Below are 22040 nucleotides of genomic sequence, written 5' to 3' on the forward strand. Positions count from 1 at the left end.
CCGTACATGAGAACCCTCGCATCAAGCGCCTTGTAAAATAGGCGCCATGCGCCGTTTTTCCCCATGCCTGTCATCAACTAGACACCCCGTTTACGGTACGATAGTGTGCCTTAACGGGAACACAAAAGACTGGGGAATTTCGTTGGTATGGCGTCTGCAGCCGATCTGTTGCGTATTGAGAATCTGGACGTCGCCTTCTCCGTTTTCGGCGACCGACTGCGCGTCGTAAAGGAAGCCAATCTCCGCATCCTGCCGGGGAAAGTGACAGCCCTCGTTGGCGAAAGCGGCTCCGGCAAATCTGTTATCAGCCAATCGATCATGGGCATCCTGCCGGCACCGGCCCATGCGAGCGGCCGCATCCTGTTTACCGACCCGCTGGATGGCAAGGCGACCGATATTCTCTCCCTGTCACGTGATAGCGCCGAAATGCGCGACCTGCGCGGCCGCCGTATGGCGACCATCTTCCAGGAGCCGATGACGTCGCTCTCACCGCTCCACACGGTCGGTAATCAGATCGGCGAGGTTTTGCTGATCCACACGAATGCCGACAAGAAGGAAGCGCGCGAGCGCACCGAGGAAATGCTCGGCCTCGTCGGCTTTTCCAATCCGAAACGCACCTACGACATGTATCCGTTCGAGCTTTCGGGCGGCATGCGCCAGCGCGCCATGATCGCCATGGCGCTGATCTGCAAGCCGGCGCTCCTGATTGCCGACGAGCCGACCACCGCGCTCGACGTGACGATCCAGGCCCAGATTCTCGAACTGCTGCGCGACCTGCAGGCCAAGCTTGGAATGGCCATGCTGCTCATCACCCACGATCTCGGGGTCGTCGCCAATATGGCCGATGAAGTGGTGGTGATCTATCACGGCGAGATCATGGAAGCCGGCCCGGTCGAGGCAATCTTCCGCAATCCGCAACATCCCTATCTCAAGGCCCTGATGGCTGCGATTCCGCATTTCGACATGAAGCCGGGCGAGCGATTGAAAGCTCTGCGGGAGGTTCCGGTCAACCTGGAATCGATGATCGGCAAGAAGAAGCCGGTCGAAAAGGAAGCGCCCGGCGTGCTCCTTTCCGTCGCCAATCTTTCGAAGACCTACAAGACACGCAAGCGTAGCTTCTTCGGCGGCCAGGAAGCCACGGTCGTGCACGCTGTCGACGACGTCAGCTTCGATATCCGCCGTGGCGAATGTCTGGGGCTCGTCGGCGAATCCGGCTGCGGCAAAACGACCGTCAGCAAGATCCTCATGCGCGCGATCACGCCTGACAGCGGCGCGGTCGTCTTCAACGACGGCAAGGATGTCATCGACGTCCTCTCCGTCAAGGGTTCGGAACTGCAGGACCTGCGCACCAAGATCCAGATGGTGTTTCAGGACCCGGTTTCTTCGCTTTCGCCGCGCATGACGGTGCGCAATATCCTCAGCGAGCCGCTCGAAATCCACGATCGTGGCAATAGCGCCGAGCGCAGGGCCAAGGTCGAGGCGCTGATGGGCGCGATCGGCCTCGACCGGCGCTACCTCAACCGCTATCCACACAGCTTCTCCGGCGGCCAGCGCCAGCGCATCGGCATTGCCCGCGCGCTCGCCCTTGGCCCCAAGCTTCTCATCCTAGACGAACCGGTCTCGGCCCTCGACGTGTCTGTGCAGGCGCAGATCCTCAACCTTTTGAAGGATCTGCAGAAAGAACTGGGGCTGACCTATCTGTTCATCTCGCACAATCTCGCAGTCGTCGACTACATGGCGGACCGCATCGCCGTCATGTGCAAGGGCCGTATCGTCGAGATCGCCCCGCGTGAGATCATTCTGCGCAATCCGGTTCACCCCTATACGAAGTCATTGCTTGCCGCCGTTCCCTTCCCGGATCTCGACCGGCCGCTCGACTTCAAGGCACTGCAGGAAAACGGCGCTGCCGATAAGCAGAATTGGGGGCCCGTCTTCCGGGCGGACCATGATGACGCCTCCGAACTCGCTTATGCCGATCTCGGCGGTGGCCATCTGGTGCGCGCCCGCAAGGGCGCCGATGCGAAGGAACTGGTCTGATGGTGACTCGCCGCATCTTTCTCGGTGGCCTGATCGGTTCGGTCATCGCGCCTTCGGTGCTTCGGGCCCAGCAGGTCGCCGAGCCAGAATTTTTGAGGGCCAGGGTCGCTGACGGCAGTCTGCCGCCAATGGCTGAGCGCATTCCGACTGAGCCGCGTATCGTCAATCTCAAGGAGATGGGCCGCGTGCCCGGCACCTATGGCGGCAATGTGCGCACCATCATCGGCGGTGTGCGCGATATCCGCTACATGACGGTCTACGGCTATTCCCGGCTGGTCGGCTATGACACGAAGCTGCAGTTCCAGCCCGATATCCTGCGCGACTTCACCTCGGAGAATGACACGATCTTCACCTTCCGTCTGCGCGAGGGGCACAGATGGTCGGACGGTCATCCCTTCACGGCGGAAGCCTTCCGCTACTGGTGGGAAGAAGTCATCCTCAACAAGGAACTGACGCCCGGCGGCGGCGCTCTGGAGCTGCGTCCGCACGGCTCCCTGCCGCGCTTCGAAGTGCTCGACGAGCTGACTGTGCGCTATAGCTGGGACAAGCCCAACCCGGTTTTTCTGTCGGCGCTTGCCGGACCTCTGCCGCTCGTTATCTATGGCCCAGGCCATTACCTGAAACAGTTCCACAAAGGCTTTCAGGACAAGGCCAAGCTCGAAGAGCTGATGAAAAAGAACCGCGCCAAGAAGTGGGCGGATCTGCACATCAAGATGGCCCTTGCTTCCCGGCCCAATAATCCCGATCTGCCAACGCTCGATCCCTGGCAGAACCGCACGGCTCCGCCGGCCGATCAGTTCGTCTTCGAGCGCAATCCGTTCTTCCACCGCGTCGACGAGAACGGCATGCAACTGCCCTATCTCGACCGCTTCATCCTCAACGTATCCTCCTCCTCGATCATCGCTGCCAAGGCGGGTGCGGGCGAATCCGACCTGCAGGCGACCGGCATCGACTTCAACGACTACACCTTCCTGAAAGAGGCGGAAAAGCGCTTCCCGGTGAAGGTCAATCTGTGGAAGATGGCGCGCGGCTCGCGCATCACACTGTTGCCGAACCTCAATGTCGCCGACGAAGCCTGGCGCACGCTCTTTCGCGACGTGCGCTTCCGCCGAGCCCTATCGCTAGCGATCAACCGGCATGAGATCAACATGGTGGCCTTCTACGGCCTCGGCAAGGCGAGTGCCGATACGGTGCTGCCCGAAAGCCCGCTCTTCAAGCAGGAATATGCCGACGCCTATGTGAATTTCGACCCCGACACCGCCAACAAGCTGCTCGACGAACTCGGCCTCGACAAGCGCGACAGCGATGGCATCCGCCTGCTGCCTGACGGACGCCGCGCCGAGATCACCGTCGAGACAGCCGGCGAGAGCAATCTCGACACGGACGTTCTGGAACTCGTGCACGATCACTGGGCCAACATCGGTCTGGCGCTCTTCACCCGCACCTCGCAGCGCGACGTCTTCCGCAATCGCGCCATGAGCGGCTCGATCATGATGTCGATCTGGTACGGGCTGGATAACGGCGTGCCGACCGCCGACATGTCTCCCTATGGACTAGCCCCTACGCTGGATGACCAGCTTCAATGGCCGCTCTGGGGTATGTACTATCTTTCGGCCGGTCAGGAGGGCAAGGCGCCCGATCTGCCGGAGGCGGCCGAGCTTGTGAATCTCCTGAACCAGTGGGGCGCAAGTGCCACGACGGAAGAGCGTGAGGTTATCTGGCACAAGATGCTGTCCCTATATACCCAGCAGGTCTTTTCGATCGGCCTCATCAACAGCACGCTGCAGCCGATCCTCAGATCCGCCAAAATGCAGAACGTGCCGGAGCACGCGCTCTACGGTTTCGATCCGACCTCCTTCCTCGGCGTCTACATGCCGGACACCTTCTGGTTCAAGGAGGCCTGAGCGATGATCCGCTATATCCTCTGGCGCATCGCCGCCATGGTGCCAACCCTGCTCGTGATATCGGCGCTGGTCTTCGTCATCATCGAACTGCCGCCGGGTGACTTCTTCGAAAGCCAGATCGCCGAACTGCGCGCCCAGGGCGAGACCGCAAACCTGCAGGAAATCGAGGAACTGCGCCATCAATACGGCTTCGACCAACCGGAGATCGTGCGTTACTTCTTCTGGGTCGGGGGCATGCTGCACGGCGATTTCGGCTATTCCTTCGAATATCAGCTGCCGGTTTCCGACGTTGTGGGTGACCGCCTGTGGTTGACGATCCTCGTCTCCTTCTCGACCATCCTTCTCACCTGGCTGATCGCCTTCCCGATCGGCATCTATTCGGCGACCCATCAATATAGCTGGGGCGATTACGGGTTGACCTTCCTCGGCTTGCTCGGCATCGCCATCCCGAACTTCATGCTGGCGCTGATCCTGATGTATTTCGCCAATGTCTGGTTCGGGCTCTCCATCGGCCATCTGATGGACCAGCAATATCTGAACCAGCCGATGAGTTGGGAGAAGGCGAGGTCGATCCTTGCTCACCTCTGGATCCCCGTCGTCATTGTCGGAACGGCCGGCACAGCCGGCATGATCCGCCGCCTTCGCGCCAATCTGCTCGACGAGATGCAGAAGCAATATGTGACGACGGCGCGCGCCAAGGGCCTGCATCCGATACGCGCCCTTATCAAATATCCGCTGCGCATGGCGCTCAACTTCTTCGTTGCCGATATCGGCTCGATCCTGCCGTCGATCATATCAGGCGCCGAGATCGTCGCCATCGTGCTGTCCCTGGAGACGACCGGGCCGATGCTGATCAAGGCGCTGCAGAGCCAGGACATGTATCTTGCCGGCTCGTTCCTGATGTTCCTCGCTTTCCTGAACGTCATCGGCGTGCTGATTTCCGATATCGCACTCGGCTTCCTCGATCCCCGCATCCGTCTGCAAGGCAGGAGCACCAAATAATGTCGCCCCTACCCGCACCCGGTGCACCGCTGCCGCATTATGTTTCGACCGCCCCGTTCGATCCGATCGCAACGGAGACGATGACATCAGCGCAGTCGCGTATCCACCTCGCCTCGCAGAAGCAGCTCATGTGGTGGAAGTTCAAGCGCCACAAGCTGGCGCTTGCATCCGGCATTTTCCTTGCCGCCGTCTACCTGATGATCCTGATCGTCGAGTTCCTGGCGCCTTACGGGCTGCATACCCGCAACGTCGACTTTATCCATTCGCCGCCTCAGCGCGTCCGTCTTTTCGACAGCCAGGGCAATTTCGTCGGCCCCTTCGTGTATGGCCGGCAGATGACGCTCGATATCGACACCCTGCACCGTCTCTATACCGACAATCAGAAGGACATCCAGCCGATCCGCTTCTTCTGCCGTGGTGATGGCTACAAACTCTGGGGGCTTGTCGCTTCCAATTATCATCTCGTTTGTCCGGCAATCGGCGGGCAGATGTTCCTGCTCGGCACCGACCGTCTCGGCCGTGACGTGCTTTCGCGCATCCTTTATGGCGCGCGCATCTCGCTCACCATCGGGCTGATCGGTATTTCCATCAGCTTTGTGCTCGGCATCGTCATCGGCGGCCTTGCCGGTTATTGGGGCGGCGTCTTCGATCTCATCGTGCAGCGCCTGATCGAAGTGCTGCAATCACTGCCCTCGCTGCCGCTCTGGATGGCGCTTGCCGCCATCATGCCTGTGACGTGGAGCCCGATCGTCATCTATTTCGGCATTACCGTCATTCTCGGCATCATCGACTGGACAGGTCTCGCCCGCGCCGTGCGCTCCAAGCTTCTGGCACTGCGTGAGGAGGATTATGTCCAGGCCGCCCAGCTCATGGGTGCCAGCACCCCCCGTGTCATCGGCCGGCATCTCGTGCCCGGTTTCATGTCGCATCTCATCGCATCCGCCACGATTTCCATCCCGGGTATGATCCTCGGTGAGACGGCGCTTTCCTTCCTCGGCCTCGGCCTGCGGCCGCCCATCACCAGCTGGGGCATCCTGCTGACTGAAGCCAAGAGCGTAAGCGTGATCGCCTTCTACCCATGGCTGTTGTTCCCCATCGTTCCGGTGGTGCTGGTGATTTTGGCGTTCAATTTTCTGGGAGATGGCTTGCGCGATGCGGCAGATCCCTACAAATAACGTCGAGTTCGGCGGGGTGCTTCGCGTCCGCCGCCTCGTGGCCTCCGATTTACGGGGGTGGTAGAAGTATGTCGTCCACCTCAGAGGGCACCCACATGGCCAGACGCCTCGAAGATGCGCGCATCCTCATGTACAGCCACGATACATTCGGCCTCGGCCACTTGCGCCGTTGCCGCACGATCGCTCATGCCCTCGTCGAGGATTATCGCGGCCTGAACATCCTGATTATCTCGGGCGCGACGATTGCCGGCGCCTTCGACTACCGCGCCCGAGTCGATTTCGTGAAGATCCCGAGCGTCATCAAGCTTCGCAACGGTGAATATACGTCGCTCGCCAGCCATATCGATCTTCAGGACACGCTGAAGATGCGCGAATCGAGCATTCGTCATACCGCCGAAACCTTCCAGCCCGATATCTTCATCGTCGACAAGGAGCCTATGGGCCTGAAGGGCGAGATTGAGGAAACGCTTGCCTATCTGAAGTCGCGCGGCACCACTCTGGTGCTTGGTTTGCGCGAGATCATGGACGCACCACACCTGCTTGAAGCCGAGTGGAAGAGAAACAGCGTCATGCAGAAGATCGACCAGTATTACGACAGCATCTGGGTCTATGGGCCGCCGGATTTCTACGATCCGCTTGTCGGCCTCGACGTGCCCCCGGGGGTCCGCCGCAAGATGGATTTCGTCGGTTTCCTGCAGCGTAGCGTCTCCAAGGGCAAGAACTCGCTGAATGCCCGCAAGGATGACTATATCCTGGTGACGACAGGCGGCGGCGGCGACGGCTCCGATCTCGTTCACGACGTGATGAATGCCTATGAGGCCGACGAGACGCTGACGCAGAAGGCGCTTGTCGTGCTCGGCCCCTACATGCCGGCGGCCGAACGTGCAAAGCTGGTCAAAAAAGGGGAGAAGATCCCCTATATCGAGGTGATCGAATTCGACAATCACATGGAAGAGTTGATCGACGGCGCGACCGCCGTCGTCGCCATGGGTGGCTACAACACCTATTGCGAGATCCTCTCCTTCGACAAGCCGGCGCTCATCGTGCCGCGCGTCGCCCCGCGCGAGGAGCAGCTTCTGCGCGCCCGCCGCGCCAGCGAACTCGGTCTCATCGACATGCTGCTGCCTGAGCAGTCGGCCGACCCCTCCGTCATGGCGGAGACGCTGAAGCGCCTGCCCTCGCGGCTGCCGCCGTCGAAGAGCGGCTGCAACATGCACCTCGAAGGGCTGGATCATATTTCCCGCACCGTCGGCACATGGCTGGACAGCCGCGGACGCCATCTTTCCCTCGTCGGCGCAGAATAAAGAGCCATCCTTTGCCGCCACGCCGCAAGATCCTCGTTGTGCTGAAAGGCTATCCCCGCCTTTCGGAAACCTTCATCGCCCAGGAATTGCTCGGTCTCGAAAAGGCCGGCTTCGACCTGACGCTGATTTCCATGCGCCGGCCGACCGACAAGAAGCGTCATCCTGTCCATGACGAGATCAAGGCGCGCGTCGTCTATCTGCCGGAATATCTGCACGAAGAGCCGATCCGTGTGCTGAAGGGCCTTTTCGCCGGTTTTTCGAAACCAGGCTTCGGCGCGCTGATGAAGCGTTTCTTCGCCGATCTGCCGCGCGATATCTCCCGCAACCGCTTCCGCCGGCTCGGCCAGGCCCTGGTGCTGGCGCGCGAATGGCCCGATAACGGCGAATGGCTGCATGCTCATTTCATCCACACGCCGGCTTCCGTGACGGAATATGCGAGCATTCTGACAGGCACGCCCTGGACCTGCTCGGCCCATGCCAAGGATATCTGGACCTCGCCCGACTGGGACCTCGGCCAGAAACTTGGAAGCGCCCGCTGGGCCGTGACCTGCACCCGCAGCGGATACGAGCATATGAAAGCGCTGACCGGCCGCAAAGATGCGGTACATCTGAGCTATCACGGCCTCGACCTTGCCCGCTTCGGCCATTTCGCCGGCGAGCGCTCGAACCGCGATGGCAGCGATCCCGCCGACCCCGCTTTCATCCTCAGCGTCGGCCGCGCAGTGGAAAAGAAGGGCTATGACGTACTGTTGCGCGCCCTTGCCCTGCTACCGAAAGAACTGAATTGGCGCATGGACCATATCGGCGGCGGCGAGGAGCTTTCCAAGCTGAAGAAACTTGCGGCTGAACTCGGCCTTGCCGAGCGCATCACCTGGAAAGGCGCGCTGGCGCAGGAAGATGTGCTTGACCATTATCGCCGCGCCGATCTCTTCACGCTCGCCTGCCGCATCGCCGCCAATGGCGACCGCGACGGACTGCCGAATGTGCTGGTCGAGGCCTCCAGTCAGCGGCTCGTCTGTCTCTCCACCGATGTCTCAGGCGTACCGGAACTGCTGAGCGACGGTGAGAACGGTCTGGTCGTGCCACCAGAAGATCCGTCAGCTCTTGCAAAAGCACTCGAGACGGCAATCCGCAATCCCGATCTGCGCAAGCGGCTGGGCGACGCGGCCGAGGAGCGCGTACGCGGCCACTTCGATTATCACTCCAGCATCCGACAGTTGAGTGGCCTGTTCGAGGCAGAATGGCAGAAGGCGTCATGACGGCTCCCCGCATCTTCTTTTATGTCCAGCATCTGCTCGGCATCGGCCACATTGCGCGTGCGAGCCGTATCGCCAATGCATTGGTGAAGGACGGTTTCGAGGTAACGGTCGTTACCGGCGGCCTGCCCGTGCCGGGCTTTCCGGGCGAGGGTGTCAAAACGGTCGAATTGCCGCCGGTCGTCGCAAGCAATGTCGGTTTTTCCGGCCTTGCTAATGCCGATGGGAAGCCGGCCGACGAGGAATTTCTCTCCAATCGCCGCGAGCTGCTTCTCAAAGCCTTCGACGAGGAAAAGCCTGACGTTGTCATCCTTGAGGCTTTTCCCTTCGGACGCCGACAGATGCGCTTCGAACTGCTGCCGTTGCTCGACGCGATCGAAAAGGCCAGCCCGCGCCCGAAGCTTTTGAGTTCCGTGCGCGACATCCTGCAGGAAAACCGCAAGCCCGGCCGCGACGAGGAAACCGTCAAGCTGGTCAAGGACCATTTCGACGCCGTGCTCGTCCATGGCGATCCTGACTTCGTGCGTCTGGAAGATACTTTCCCTCTGACAGCTGAGATCGCCAACAGGCTGCGCTATACCGGTCTTGTTGCTCCGCCGCCGGCGCCCGAACCATCCGAGACATTCGACATCATCGCTTCGGCCGGTGGTGGCGCCGTCGGGCTGGAGCTGATCCGCGCCGCGCGCGATGCGGCCGCACTCATGCCTGCCGATCTTCGCTGGCTGCTGATTACCGGCCCCAACCTTCCTGCAGCTGATTTTTCCGCATTGTCGGAAGATGCACCTGCCAACGTCACGCTGGTACAGTTCCGCAAGGATTTCCCCTCGTTGCTGCGCGGCGCCAAAGTCTCGATCTCGCAGGCCGGCTACAACACGGTGGGTGATCTCCTGCGCACCCAATGCAGCTCGATCCTCATCCCCTTCGTGGCCGACGGTGAAACGGAGCAGACCGTGCGCGCCGAAAGGCTGCAGACACTAGGCCTTGCCGAAATTCTGTCGGAGAAGGCGCTGACCCTCGACGATGTCAAAACAGCGATCGAACGGGCGCTTGCCGCCCCACTGCGTCCGGCCGTTTCCCTCGATCTCGACGGAGCTGCAAAAAGTGCAGCCATCATTCGTTCAATGATCGGCTGAAACCCTCGCCTATTCTAAAATTCATGTGATATAAGAAAATTTCCGGCGAGAATCGGCGTTTCGACATCAGTCCGCTCCGCCTTGTTTTCGTTGCGATATCGGCGGTCTGACTGCATGGTCCTGTACTCGGAGATTCCCCCTTTCCCAGCATCAGGATCGCTGTCCGGACTTTTCCCACAGTCTGACGGTTAGCCATGGAAAAAAGCCTCGCGCGCTACATCTGGAAGAACACGCGGCTGCAGCAGCTCTGGATTCTGCTGGTCGTCGCAGCTTCCATGGTGCCCTACTTCCTGTCCTTCGACCTGCCGAAGCAGATCGTCAACGGACCTATTCAGGGTGACGGCTTCGAAGGGCCGGGTGCGCGACAGACCTTCATGCACATCGCCTACGACATCCCGCTGATCGGTCATGTCGAATTCTTCAAGGGCCTGGAGCTCAACCGCTTCCAGATGCTGATGGCACTGAGCCTCGTCTTCCTGGCGCTGGTGGTGTTGAACGGCCTCTTCAAGTTCTATATCAATACGTATAAGGGTAGGCTCGGCGAACGCATGCTGCGCCGCATCCGCTTCGAGCTTATCGATCGCGTGCTGCGCTTCCCGCCCGCCCATTTCAAGCGGGTGAAATCGGCCGAAATCGCCACCATGATAAAGGACGAGGTGGAGCCGATGGGTGGCTTCACGGGCGACGCCTTCGTCTCGCCCGCCCTGCTCGGCGGTCAGGCGATCACCGCGCTTGCCTTCATCATCATCCAGAATTTCTGGCTCGGCATGATCGCTGCAGGCATCGTCGGCGTCCAGGCGATCGTCATTCCCCGCATGCGCAAGCGTCTCTTGGAACTCGGCCGTCAGCGGCAGCTGACCGCGCGTGAACTGTCGGGGCGCGTGGGGGAGATCGTTGACGGCATCGGCACGATCCACGGCAACGACACCTCCAACTTCGAGCGCGCCGATATCGCAACCCGCCTCGGCCGCATCTTCTCGATCCGCTACGATCTTTATCAGTGGAAGTTCCTGGTCAAGTTCATCAATAACTTCCTCGCCCAGGTCACGCCTTTCCTCTTCTACGCGATCGGCGGCTATCTGGCTCTGCAGGGCCGGCTCGACATCGGTCAGCTCGTCGCCGTCATTTCCGCCTACAAGGACCTGCCAGGCCCGCTGAAGGAACTGATCGACTGGGACCAGATGCGCCAGGACGTGCAGGTCAAATACGCGCAGGTCTACGAGCAGTTTAATGTCGAGCCGCTGATCGACAGCCGCATCCAGGAGCTTGCAACGGCGCCGGTCGCGCCGCTGACGAGTGCCTTCGTCGTCACAAACCTCTCTGTCAGCGACGACAGCGGCGCCCGCCTCGTCGACCACGTCTCGGTCGAGATCAAACCGAACGAGACGGTTGCGATCGTCGGGCCGAACGGCAGCGGTGCAGAAGCCTTCGCCGAAGCCCTCGGCCGTCTCGTATGGCCGGATTCCGGCCGCATCACCATCGACGGGCAGGACCTGCTGGATCTGCCGGAATCGATCACCGGCCGGCGCATTTCCTATGCGTCCGCCGAAAGCTATTTCTTCCACGGCACGCTCCGCGACAATCTGGTCTACGGCCTCAAGCATGCTCCGATGAAAGAGCCTGAATATGACGGCAAGGCTGCGCAGGAATATAAATGGCATGTGGCGGAATCGCAGAAGGCCGGCAACCCGACACTCGACCTCAACAGCGACTGGGTCGACTACAATGCTGCCGGCGCAAAAGGACCTGAAGACCTGCTGAAGGCGATCCGGCCGGTGCTCGACGCCGTCATGATGTCGCAGGACATTCTGGATCTGGCGCTGCGCTCCACCGTCAATACCGAGGTTCATACTGCCCTCGGCAGCCATATCGTCAAGCTTCGGACGTCGCTGCGCGAGCGGCTTGCCAGGGAAAACCTCGACGCCATCGTCGTGCCCTTCGATTTCGATGCTTACAACACGCAGGCGACCGTCGGCGAAAACCTGCTGTTCGGCACGATGAAGCGGCCGCTGATGAACAACCGCCGGCTTGCCGGCCATCCCTATTTCCAGCAGCTCTTCCGCGATACCGGGCTCAGCACAGATCTCTATGCGATGGGCCTGGAAATCGCCGAGAACGCGGTGGAACTCTTCCACGACCTGCCGCCGGATCACCCCTTCTTCCAGCAGCTCACCTTCATGACGGCGGACGACATTCCGACCTACCAGGCGCTGCTGCAGAAGCTGCAGGGCAAGCGCTTCGAGGATGCGACGCCGGAAGACCGGGCAAGCATCATCCGCCTGAGCTTCGCCTATATCGAACCGCGGCATCGCTTCGGTCTCTTGACCCAGGTGCTGATGGACAAGATCGTCAGTGCCCGCAAGCAGTTCCACCAGAACATCCCCGACGATCTCGCCGAGCTGATCGAGCGTTATGACGTCAGCCGCTTCACGGCCTCCGCGAGCCTGATGGACAATGTGCTCTTCGGCCGCATTGCCTATCAGCAGGCCGATGCCTCCGACCGCATCCGCCTCATCATGGGTGAACTGTTCGATACGCTCGATCTCTATGACGACGTATTGTCGATCGGGCTCGAATTTGATGTCGGGTCGGGCGGCAAGCGCCTGACGGGGGTGCAGCGGCAGAAGCTCAATCTCGCCCGCGCCCTGCTCAAGCGCTCCGACTACTTCATCTTCAACCGGCCGATCCCGGCGCTCGACCAGCGCATCCAGGACCAGATCACCCACAACATCATCGAAGGCCTGCACGAGGAAGGCAAGCGCCCGGCGATCATCTGGGTATTGTCCAACGCCAAGCTTGCGGAAATCTTCGATCGGATTCTGCTCTTCGATCGCGGCGATCTTGCCGAGGCGGGCAACTATCCGGAACTTTCCGAGAAAAACGGGATGTTCAAGGAACTGTTATCGTAATATTCTATTGGGGCGGCAGAGACGGCGCTCGCAAGGCGCTTGGAATTGGTTTTTAGCGCATGATCAAGGACCATGCGGCAGGGGGTTACAACGCTCATGCTGTTGAGAGATGAAGTCGAAATGCTGCGGCGGGTGCCGATCTTCTCGAGGATCGCACCGGCGAAACTCAAGCTCTTGGCGTTCACCTCCGACCGTATGACCTACAACGCCGGCCAGAACCTGTTCCGTCAGGGCGATGTTGGCGACGCCGCCTATGTCGTACTGTCAGGCACCGCCGATATCATCGTTTCCTCACCTGCCGGCGAAATCAAGGTCGCCGATGTTGAGGTCAATTCCATCGTGGGCGAAATTGCCATTCTCTGCGATGTCTCGCGTACCGCGACCGTGCGTGCCACCTCGCCGCTCGAAGTCCTGCGCATCAGCAAGGAACATTTCCTCAAGCTTCTGAGCGATTTCCCGGAAATGGCCGTGGAGATCATGCGCGTGCTCGCCGACCGTCTCAACCACACGACTGCCGAACTGACCGCCGCGCGCGCTGCCAAGCAGCCGCAGATGGCGCAGTAAAGCCCGAAATAGATCCCAAACAAAAAGGCCCGCCTAGTTTCCCAGGCGGGCCTTTTTGTTCTGCCTATGCGCTACTCACGCTGCTCCAGCGCCCTGCTGAAAGCAAGAGCCGCCAGCGTGCAGATTGCACCCGAGAGCAGGTAGTAGCCAACGAAGGGCAAGCCGAACTGGCTCGACAGACTGAGCGCCACCAGCGGTGCGAAGCCGGCGCCGATCAGCCAGGCAAGGTCGGAGGTGAAGGCCGCACCGGTGTAGCGGTAGCCGCGGCCGAAGCGCGACGAGATCGAGCCGGTCGCCTGGCCGAAAGAAAGGCCGAGCACGCCGAAGCCGATGATGACGAAAGCGTCATGACCGGTGTTGCCGGCGCCAATCAGGTACGGGCCGATGAAGCTGAAGATCGCAATCAGCACAGCGCAGATCGCAAGTTGCTTACGCCGGCCGATGCGGTCAGCAATCACACCCGAGGCAATGATGGCAACGAAGCCGACCACGGCGCCGATGACCTGCACCACCATGAAGGCGCCGATCCGCTGGTTGCCGTAAAGGCTCATCCAGCCAAGCGGGAAGATGGTGACGAGGTGGAACATGGCAAAGCTTGCAAGCGGCACGAAAGCGCCGATCAGGATATCGCGGCCGTGGACGCGCAGCACCTCGAGGATTGGTGCTGCTTCAAGCTCATGCTGTTCCAAGAGCGTGCCGAAATCCTTGGTCATGACAAGCCGAAGACGGGCAAAGAGCGCGACGACGTTGATCGCGAAGGCGACGAAGAACGGATAACGCCAGCCCCATGAGAGGAAGTCTTCCGGGGAGAGGTTGGCGACGAAATAGCCGAACAGGATGCTCGCCAGCGCAAAGCCGATCGGTGCGCCGAGCTGCGGGATCATTGCATACCAGCCGCGATGATTCGGTGGCGCATTGAGGGCAAGCAGCGATGCAAGGCCATCCCACGCGCCGCCGAGGGCAAAGCCCTGCCCGAGCCGGAAGAGCGCCAATAGCGCAATCGACCAGTAGCCGATTTCATCGTAGCCCGGCAGGAAGGCGATCGATGCCGTCGAGCCGCCGAGCAGGAAAAGCGCAATAGTGAGCTTGGTGCCACGCCCGTACAAACGGTCGATCGTCATGAAGACAACGGAGCCCACGGGACGGGCGAGGAAGGCCAGCGAGAAAATCGCGAAAGAATAGAGCGTGGCCGTCAGCCGGTCCGGCGCGAAGGGAAAGACGAGCTGCGGAAAGACGAGAACGGATGCGAGGCCGTAAACGAAGAAATCAAAAAACTCCGACATGCGACCGATCACCACGCCGATCGCGATGCTGCCGGGCGAAACCGGCTTGTCACCATGAATGCGCCGCGCATCCCGCTCCAGCGATGAAGATGATGGTCCTAGATGTGTGGCAGTAGCCATATGAAACGCCTCCCTCGTTTAAGGTGCTTTTGCAAAGCACCTCAAGCTGATCTTGTTCCATATTTTCAGCTTATCAAGTCCTTGTTGCGCAAATAGTTGACGCCGAATTCTCAAAAATCGATGCGATGGAAAAATCGCGTGATACCTATCCCGACCTATTCCAGAGTTTTATTGGGCAAAGCCACGCTTTTCAGCTATACACGAGACGGCGCCGGAAAAATTTCCTTCTGACTTTTATCAGGATTTGTGGGCGCCGTGGAAGCTAACTTCTCCCGCGGTGCAAAATGCATGTTGCACTGCGACCAAAGACCTCATATCGCTCATCGTGCCAGTGCTTTAGTCGGCAATCGAACGAAACAAAAAGAGCTTAGAGACGTGCCAAAACTGCAGAAGTTTTCCCGCCTTCTATTAATCTTGCCGCTGTTTTTTTTGGCGGGATGCAACATGGTGGTCATGTCGCCTTCGGGCGATATCGCCACCCAACAGCGTGACCTCATCATCGTCTCCACGGTGCTGATGCTCTTGATCATCATTCCGGTGATCTTCCTCACACTGTTTTTCGCCTGGCGCTACCGGCGCTCCAATACGGCCGCGGACTACGCGCCCGAATGGCATCATTCCACACGCCTCGAAATCGTGATCTGGTCGGCGCCGCTCGCCATCATTATCGCGCTTGGCGCCGTCACCTGGATTTCCACGCACAAGCTCGATCCCTACCGCCCGCTCGACCGTATCGATGCGGACCGCGCCATTCCGGCAGATACCAAGTCGCTGACCGTCGAAGTGGTGGCGCTCGACTGGAAATGGCTATTCTTCTATCCCGACCTCGGCATTGCGACGGTCAATGAGCTTGCAGCTCCCGTCGACGTGCCGATCGACTTTAAGATCACTGCCTCCTCGGTGATGAACTCCTTCTTCATCCCCGCCCTTGCAGGCCAGGTCTATGCCATGCCCGGTATGCAGACGAGACTGCATGCCGTCATCAATAAGGAAGGCGAGTATGACGGCTTCTCCGCAAATTACAGCGGTGAAGGCTTCTCGCACATGCGCTTCAAGTTCCACGGCATGAACCAGCAGGGCTTCGATGCCTGGGTTGCGCAGGTCAAGCAGCGCGGCACGATGCTCAATCGCGACGCCTATCTGAAGCTCGAAAAGCCGAGCGAGAAGGAGCCGGTGCGCTACTACGCCGGCGCCGATGCCGATCTTTACGACGCGATCCTCAACATGTGCGCCACGCCCGGCAAGATGTGCGCGAGCGAGATGATGCACATCGACATGATGGGCGGCGGCGGCAAGGAAAGCGAAGAAAACCGCGAAAAGCTGACCTACGACAATCGCCATGCGGACGAAGGGATCGTCGCGCCTGCGGCGACAGTGCCTACAACGGGCGCACCGGCACGCAGCGAGCCGGCCGAAAGCACCGATGGCAACAGCATGCAGAACATGCCCGGAATGGACATGCAGCATGAGGGTCATTCCATGCCCGGCATGAGCAATGGCGGCACTCCGGCGCCGGCTCAGCAACAATAACAATTAACCTGGCGCTTTGCGTCGCAAGACATAATGAACGGGTTGTTCCATGTTTTCCAATCCTGACCTCCTGAAGTTCATCTTCGGCCGGTTGACCCTCGACGCGATCCCGTATCACGAACCGATCCTGGTCGTGACCTTCATCGGCGTCGTCATCGGCGCCATCGCGGTGCTGGGCATCATCACCTATTTCAAGTTCTGGGGTTCGCTCTGGAGCGACTGGATCTGCAGCGTCGATCACAAGAAGATCGGCATCATGTATGTGATCCTCGCCGTCATCATGCTGTTGCGCGGCTTCTCTGATGCCATCCTGATGCGCGTGCAGCAGGCGATCGCCTTCAACGGCAATGAAGGCCCACTGCCGCCGCACCATTACGACCAGATCTTCACCGCCCACGGCGTCATCATGATCTTCTTCGTGGCCATGCCCTTCGTCACCGGCCTCATGAATTTCGTGGTGCCGCTGCAGATCGGTGCCCGCGACGTTTCCTTCCCATTCCTGAACAACTTCTCGTTCTGGATGACGACGGCAGGCGCGATCATCATCATGATCTCGCTTTTCATCGGTGAATTCGCTCAGACAGGCTGGCTCGCTTATCCGCCGCTGTCGGGTGCCGCCTACAGTCCTGGCGTCGGCGTCGACTATTACATCTGGGGCCTGCAGGTCGCCGGTGTCGGCACGACATTGTCAGGCATCAACCTGATCGCGACCATCGTGAAGATGCGTGCTCCGGGCATGACCTTCATGAAGATGCCGGTCTTCACCTGGACGGCGCTCTGCACCAACATCCTGATCGTCGCTTCCTTCCCGATCCTGACCGCAACGCTCGCTCTCCTGTCGCTCGACCGCTATGCCGGCACGAACTTCTTCACGAACGACCTCGGCGGCAATCCGATGATGTATGTCAACCTCATCTGGATCTGGGGCCACCCGGAAGTCTACATCCTGGTTCTGCCGGCCTTCGGTATCTTCTCGGAAGTGGTCGCAACCTTCTCCGGCAAGCGCCTCTTCGGCTACGCTTCGATGGTCTACGCCACCTGCGTGATCATGATCCTGTCCTACCTCGTCTGGCTGCACCACTTCTTCACGATGGGTTCGGGCGCTTCCGTCAACTCCTTCTTCGGCATCACCACGATGATCATCTCGATCCCGACGGGGGCGAAGATGTTCAACTGGCTCTTCACCATGTATCGCGGCCGTATCCGCTACGAAGTGCCGATGCTGTGGACAGTCGGCTTCATGGTGACCTTCGTCATCGGCGGTATGACCGGCGTCATGCTTGCCGTCCCGCCGGCCGACTTCGTGCTGCATAACTCGCTGTTCCTGATCGCCCACTTTCATAACGTGATCATCGGGGGTGTTCTCTTCGGCATGTTCTCCGGCGTGAACTACTGGTTCCCGAAGGCCTTCGGCTTCAAGCTCGATCCCTTCTGGGGCAAGATGAGCTTCTGGTTCTGGCAGATCGGCTTCTGGTTTGCCTTCATGCCGCTCTACGTGCTTGGTCTGATGGGCGTCACCCGCCGCATGAGCCAGTTCGAGGATCCGTCGCTGCAGATCTGGTTCATCATCGCCGCCTTCGGCGTCGGCCTGATCGCGCTTGGCATCGCGTCCTTCCTGATCCAGATCGTCGTCTCCTTCATGAGGCGCGAAGAGCTGCGCGATGACAGTGGCGATCCGTGGAACGGCCGCACGCTGGAATGGTCGACCTCTTCACCGCCGCCGGATTACAACTTCGCCTTCACGCCGGTCGTGCACGATCACGACAGCTGGTACGACATGAAGAATCGCGGCTACGAGCGTCCGCTCGGCGGTTTCAAGCCGATCCATATGCCGAAGAATACCGGCACCGGTGCGATTCTATCCGCCATCAGTATCGCGCTCGCCTTCGGCTTGATCTGGTACATGTGGTGGCTGGTGGTCGTCTCCGCCGTTGCCATGCTCGTCGTCGCGATTGGCCATACCTTCAACTACAACCGCGACTTCTACATCCCCGCGGATGAAGTCACCGAAACGGAAGGCAAGCGCACGCAGTTGCTTGCCGAACAGGTGTAAGAGACCATGAGCGATCATACTATCGACACGGCCGAAAAGCCTGAATTCTATCTGACGGAAGACCATCATCCGGAGAACAGCACCAATCTGGGCTTCTGGCTCTATCTGATGAGCGACAGCCTGATATTCTCGGTGCTGTTTGCCACCCATGCCGTGCTCGGCCGCAGCTATGCAGCCGGCCCGTCGCCGGCCGACCTCTTCGATCTGCCGCTGGTCGCCATCAACACCTCGATGCTGTTGCTCTCCTCCATCACCTATGGCTTCGCCATGCTGCAGATGGAGCGAAACGCAAAGGCCGAAACGCTGTTCTGGCTGGCCGTGACCGGCCTTTTCGGCGCGGCCTTCCTCGGCCTCGAGCTTTACGAGTTCGTGCACCTTATCCACGAGGGCGCCGGTCCGCAGCGCAGCGCCTTCCTGTCGTCTTTCTTCACGCTGGTCGGTACGCACGGTCTGCACGTCACCTTCGGCATCATCTGGCTGATCACGCTTATGGTGCAGGTCTCCATGCATGGCCTGCATGAAGCCAACCGCCGCCGTCTGATGTGCCTTTCCATGTTCTGGCACTTCCTCGACGTCGTCTGGATCGGCGTCTTTTCCTTCGTTTACCTGATGGGAGTTCTCGGATGAGTTCGCAAGCACCCGCACATGAGGATGCCCACGAGGCTCACCACGGCCACAGCCATGGGCACCAGGCCGGTCACGGAAGTTTCAAGAGCTACGTGACGGGCTTCATTCTCTCCGTCATCCTCACGGCCATCCCCTTCTGGCTGGTCATGGGAGAGGTCTTCGAAAATCATGTCGTGACCGCCATCTTCGTGATGGTGCTCGGCGCCGTGCAGATCGTCGTTCACATGATCTTCTTCCTGCACATGAACACGAAGTCGGAAGGCGGCTGGACGATCATGGCGCTGATCTTCACGATCATCATCGTCGCGATCGCTCTCTCGGGTTCGCTCTGGGTCATGTATCATCTGAATGCGAACATGATGCCGATGAGCCCTGAAATGATGAAGAATATGCCATAAAGGCAGAGGAACGGGCGGCGACAACGCCGCCCGTTGCGGTTTATCTATGAGCGATATCTCTTCCGACCAACAGGACAGGCCGCGTTCAGCCGTCACCCTTGCCATCTTGGGGCTCGGCCTTCTGGCCCTCATCGCCGCCTTGCTCGCGCTCGGCACCTGGCAAGTTTATCGACTCTCCTGGAAACTCGATCTCATCGCTCGCGTCGATGCCCGCGTCCACGCCGAGCCAGTCGCCCCGCCGACTCGCGGCGACTGGGGCAAGGTCAACTCCGCCGATGACGAATACCGGCGAGTGACGGCTACAGGCACTTTCGAAAACGACAAGGAAACGCTGGTCACGGCATCGACAGCACTCGGCGCCGGCTATTGGGTGCTGACGCCGCTCAGGCTCGCGGACGGCAGCGCGATATCAATCAATCGCGGCTTCGTACCGACCGACCGTCGCGACCCGGCCTCTCGACCGGAAAGCGAGATCGCCGGACCGGCTAATGTCACTGGGCTGATGCGCATGACCGAACCGAAGGGCATGCTGCTACGCTCCAACGATCCGGCTGCCGACCGCTGGTATTCGCGCGATGTCGCAGCCATTGCCGAGAAGCGTGACGTTGCGGGCGTTGCCCCCTTCTTCATTGACGCAGACGCGACACCCAATGCCGGCGGCTTGCCCGTCGGAGGGCTGACGGTCCTCGATTTCCCGAATAACCACCTTGTCTATGCAATCACCTGGTATGTGCTGGCGATCATGGTGGCGGGGCTGCTCATCTATATCGTGCGGAACGAAGCCAGGCTTCGCAGAATCTCTTAACGAGAGATCTATTGGGCAATGCGGCTGATCGCCTCTGCAAGCTGCGCCTGTGAGAAGGGTTTACCGAGGCGCGGTATATCGATAATGCCCGAACCCTCGGGAATCTCGGCAAAACCAGTTGCGAGGATGATCGGCATCTTCGGCCACTCTCTGCGGATTGCCAGCGCAAGTTGCGAGCCTGTCATGCGCGGCATGGCATGATCGGAGATAACGAGATCGACGTTTTCGTTGCGAAGAATATCGAGCGCGTCGGCGCCGGCCGTCGCCTCGATCACCGTGTGGCCGAGATCCTGCAGCATCAGCGCGGTATTCATCAGGACCAGCCCGTCATCATCGACGGCAAGAATGCGCAGCGGCCGTGAGTTATTTGCGGCTTCGGGCACGGATTGTTCAGGCTCTTCAACAGTGTCTTCGGCTCCCGTGACAGGAAACCAGAGTTCAGCTGTCGTACCTTCACCGAGCCGACTTTTCAGCACGAGCCTGCCGCCGGACTGACCGGCGAGCCCCTGCACCATGGAAAGGCCGAGACCCGTTCCCTTGCCGACGCCCTTGGTCGTGAAGAACGGGGTCACCGCCTGTTTCAGCGTCTCTTCGTCCATGCCTTCGCCCTCATCGGCAACAGCGACGCGCACATAATGGCCGGCCGGCATGGTACCGCCGCCAGACACGACCTCTTCAGTGGCTTTGATCCTAATAAGCCCGCCGCCAGGCATGGCGTCGCGGGCATTGACGACGAGGTTGAGCACTGCCGTCTCAAGCTGTGCCGGGTCAGTAGCGATCGTCGGCAGGCGCTCGGGAAATTCGGTTTCAAGCGAGGAGACCGGCCCGAGGGATCGCGCGACCATGTCCATCATGCCACGCAGAAGCTCGGAAACATCGATCGTCTCCACCTGCAACTCCTGGCGGCGGGAAAAGGCGAGCATGCGCTGGGTCAGCGCCGCGCCGCGCTGGGCGCCGAGCATGGCATTGTCGACAAGCGGCGACAATGCAGGGTCCTGCGGCATGCGCTTCTTGAGGATTTCGAGGCTGCCCAGCACTGCCATCAGCAGATTGTTGAAGTCGTGCGCGATGCCGCCGGTTAATTGGCCGATCGCCTCCATCTTCTGCGCCTGGAAAAGTTCTTCGCGGGTCCGCTCCAGCGCACGCTGTGTCTCCATCTTCTCGGTAATGTCGCGGGTAATCTTCGCAAAGCCGATAATCTCGCCGAAATCGTCCTTGATCGCGTCGATCACGATACTGGCCCAGAAGCGGGAGCCGTCCTTGCGCTGGCGCCAGCCCTCCTTTTCGAACCGTCCGTCGCGGCTCGCGGTGGCCAGTGCCTGCTGAGGCAATCCGTTAAGGCGATCCTCATCCGTGTAGAAAGTGGAGAAGTGTCGGCCGATGATCTCTTCCGACCTATAACCCTTGATGCGTTCGGCACCGGAATTCCAGCTCGTCACGTTGCCTTCGGGGTCGAGCATGTAGATCGCATAATCGGAGACGCCCTGAACGAGAAGGCGAAACTGCTCTTCGCTGCGCTTCAATGCGTTCTCTGCCGCCTTGCGCTCCGTCAGGTCACGGGTGATTTTGGCAAAGCCGATCAGCTCGCCCGAGGAATGGCGGATCGGATCGATGATGACATGTGCCCAGAAGCGCGTACCATCCTTGCGCTGGCGCCAGCCCTCACCCTCGAAGCGTCCCTCTTTCGTGGCAATCGCCAGCGCGCGGGCTGGCAGGCCGGCTCGACGATCGGCATCGAGATAAAATCGGGAAAAATGCTGGCCGAGGATTTCGGAAGCGCGATACCCCTTGAAACGCTGGGCGCCGGAATTCCAGCTCGTCACATGACCTTCGGGGCTCAGCATATAGATCGCGTAGTCGGTGATTGCATCGACGAGCACCCGGAAACGTCCCTCGTCCCGAAGGGACGTATCATATCGATCCACCGCTTCCATCTGCCC

At 60.1% G+C, this 22040-nt stretch carries 15 protein-coding genes and 1 pseudogene; 14 read left to right on the plus strand and 2 right to left on the minus strand.

Going from position 1 to position 22040, the window contains the following annotated elements; all coding sequences use genetic code 11:
- The first annotated feature begins 147 nt into the window (after positions 1 to 147).
- From ACR9ZQ_RS36680 to ACR9ZQ_RS36720, 9 genes are all read left to right on the plus strand, one after another.
- Positions 148 to 2037, plus strand: coding sequence for an ABC transporter ATP-binding protein (locus ACR9ZQ_RS36680; RefSeq protein ID WP_481430253.1), 1890 nt, complete (start codon positions 148 to 150; stop codon positions 2035 to 2037).
- Positions 2037 to 3941 (plus strand): ABC transporter substrate-binding protein, encoded by a 1905-nt coding sequence (locus ACR9ZQ_RS36685; protein ID WP_310382423.1) that lies wholly within the window; start codon positions 2037 to 2039, stop codon positions 3939 to 3941. Before ACR9ZQ_RS36680 ends, ACR9ZQ_RS36685 begins: the two co-directional genes overlap by 1 nt.
- Positions 3942 to 3944: 3 nt before the next feature.
- Positions 3945 to 4943 (plus strand): ABC transporter permease, encoded by a 999-nt coding sequence (locus ACR9ZQ_RS36690; protein ID WP_025670158.1) that lies wholly within the window; start codon positions 3945 to 3947, stop codon positions 4941 to 4943.
- Positions 4943 to 6118 (plus strand): ABC transporter permease, encoded by a 1176-nt coding sequence (locus tag ACR9ZQ_RS36695; RefSeq protein ID WP_310382422.1) that lies wholly within the window; start codon positions 4943 to 4945, stop codon positions 6116 to 6118. Before ACR9ZQ_RS36690 ends, ACR9ZQ_RS36695 begins: the two co-directional genes overlap by 1 nt.
- 95 nt (positions 6119 to 6213) lie before the next feature.
- On the plus strand, positions 6214 to 7422 hold the full coding sequence (locus ACR9ZQ_RS36700) for a glycosyltransferase family protein (protein ID WP_310382421.1): 1209 nt from the start codon (positions 6214 to 6216) through the stop codon (positions 7420 to 7422).
- Between the two features lie 11 nt (positions 7423 to 7433).
- Complete coding sequence (locus ACR9ZQ_RS36705; protein ID WP_481430254.1) at positions 7434 to 8681, plus strand: glycosyltransferase; 1248 nt, start codon at positions 7434 to 7436, stop codon at positions 8679 to 8681.
- On the plus strand, positions 8678 to 9811 hold the full coding sequence (locus tag ACR9ZQ_RS36710; RefSeq protein WP_481430255.1) for a glycosyltransferase family protein: 1134 nt from the start codon (positions 8678 to 8680) through the stop codon (positions 9809 to 9811). Before ACR9ZQ_RS36705 ends, ACR9ZQ_RS36710 begins: the two co-directional genes overlap by 4 nt.
- A gap of 194 nt (positions 9812 to 10005) precedes the next feature.
- Positions 10006 to 12720, plus strand: a complete 2715-nt coding sequence (locus ACR9ZQ_RS36715) for an ABC transporter transmembrane domain-containing protein (RefSeq protein ID WP_481430256.1) — start codon at positions 10006 to 10008, stop codon at positions 12718 to 12720.
- 96 nt (positions 12721 to 12816) lie between these two features.
- A complete protein-coding gene (locus ACR9ZQ_RS36720) occupies positions 12817 to 13284 on the plus strand; it encodes a cyclic nucleotide-binding domain-containing protein (protein WP_025669918.1) in 468 nt (155 codons plus the stop codon).
- Positions 13285 to 13355: 71 nt separating this feature from the next.
- Here ACR9ZQ_RS36720 and ACR9ZQ_RS36725 read toward each other — a convergent pair whose 3' ends face one another.
- Entirely contained in the window at positions 13356 to 14687 is a 1332-nt protein-coding gene (locus ACR9ZQ_RS36725) for an MFS transporter (protein WP_310382417.1), read from the minus strand.
- A gap of 375 nt (positions 14688 to 15062) precedes the next feature.
- Here ACR9ZQ_RS36725 and cyoA point away from each other — a divergent pair.
- The 5 genes and pseudogenes from cyoA (at position 15063) to ACR9ZQ_RS36750 (ending at position 20100) form a co-directional block, all read left to right on the plus strand.
- Positions 15063 to 16224, plus strand: a pseudogene (gene cyoA, locus ACR9ZQ_RS36730) (ubiquinol oxidase subunit II).
- Between the two features lie 42 nt (positions 16225 to 16266).
- Entirely contained in the window at positions 16267 to 18270 is a 2004-nt protein-coding gene (gene cyoB / locus ACR9ZQ_RS36735; RefSeq protein ID WP_481430257.1) for a cytochrome o ubiquinol oxidase subunit I, read from the plus strand.
- Between the two features lie 6 nt (positions 18271 to 18276).
- Entirely contained in the window at positions 18277 to 18897 is a 621-nt protein-coding gene (gene cyoC, locus ACR9ZQ_RS36740; RefSeq protein WP_007822614.1) for a cytochrome o ubiquinol oxidase subunit III, read from the plus strand.
- Complete coding sequence (cyoD, locus tag ACR9ZQ_RS36745) at positions 18894 to 19295, plus strand: cytochrome o ubiquinol oxidase subunit IV (RefSeq protein WP_113320590.1); 402 nt, start codon at positions 18894 to 18896, stop codon at positions 19293 to 19295. Before cyoC ends, cyoD begins: the two co-directional genes overlap by 4 nt.
- A 46-nt stretch (positions 19296 to 19341) precedes the next feature.
- Entirely contained in the window at positions 19342 to 20100 is a 759-nt protein-coding gene (locus ACR9ZQ_RS36750; RefSeq protein ID WP_481430258.1) for an SURF1 family protein, read from the plus strand.
- A gap of 8 nt (positions 20101 to 20108) precedes the next feature.
- Here ACR9ZQ_RS36750 and ACR9ZQ_RS36755 read toward each other — a convergent pair whose 3' ends face one another.
- On the minus strand, positions 20109 to 22034 hold the full coding sequence (locus ACR9ZQ_RS36755; RefSeq protein WP_481430259.1) for a hybrid sensor histidine kinase/response regulator: 1926 nt from the start codon (positions 22032 to 22034) through the stop codon (positions 20109 to 20111).
- Between the last annotated feature and the right edge of the window lie 6 nt (positions 22035 to 22040).

The organism is Rhizobium sp. KNZ14-9A (genome assembly GCF_056755015.1).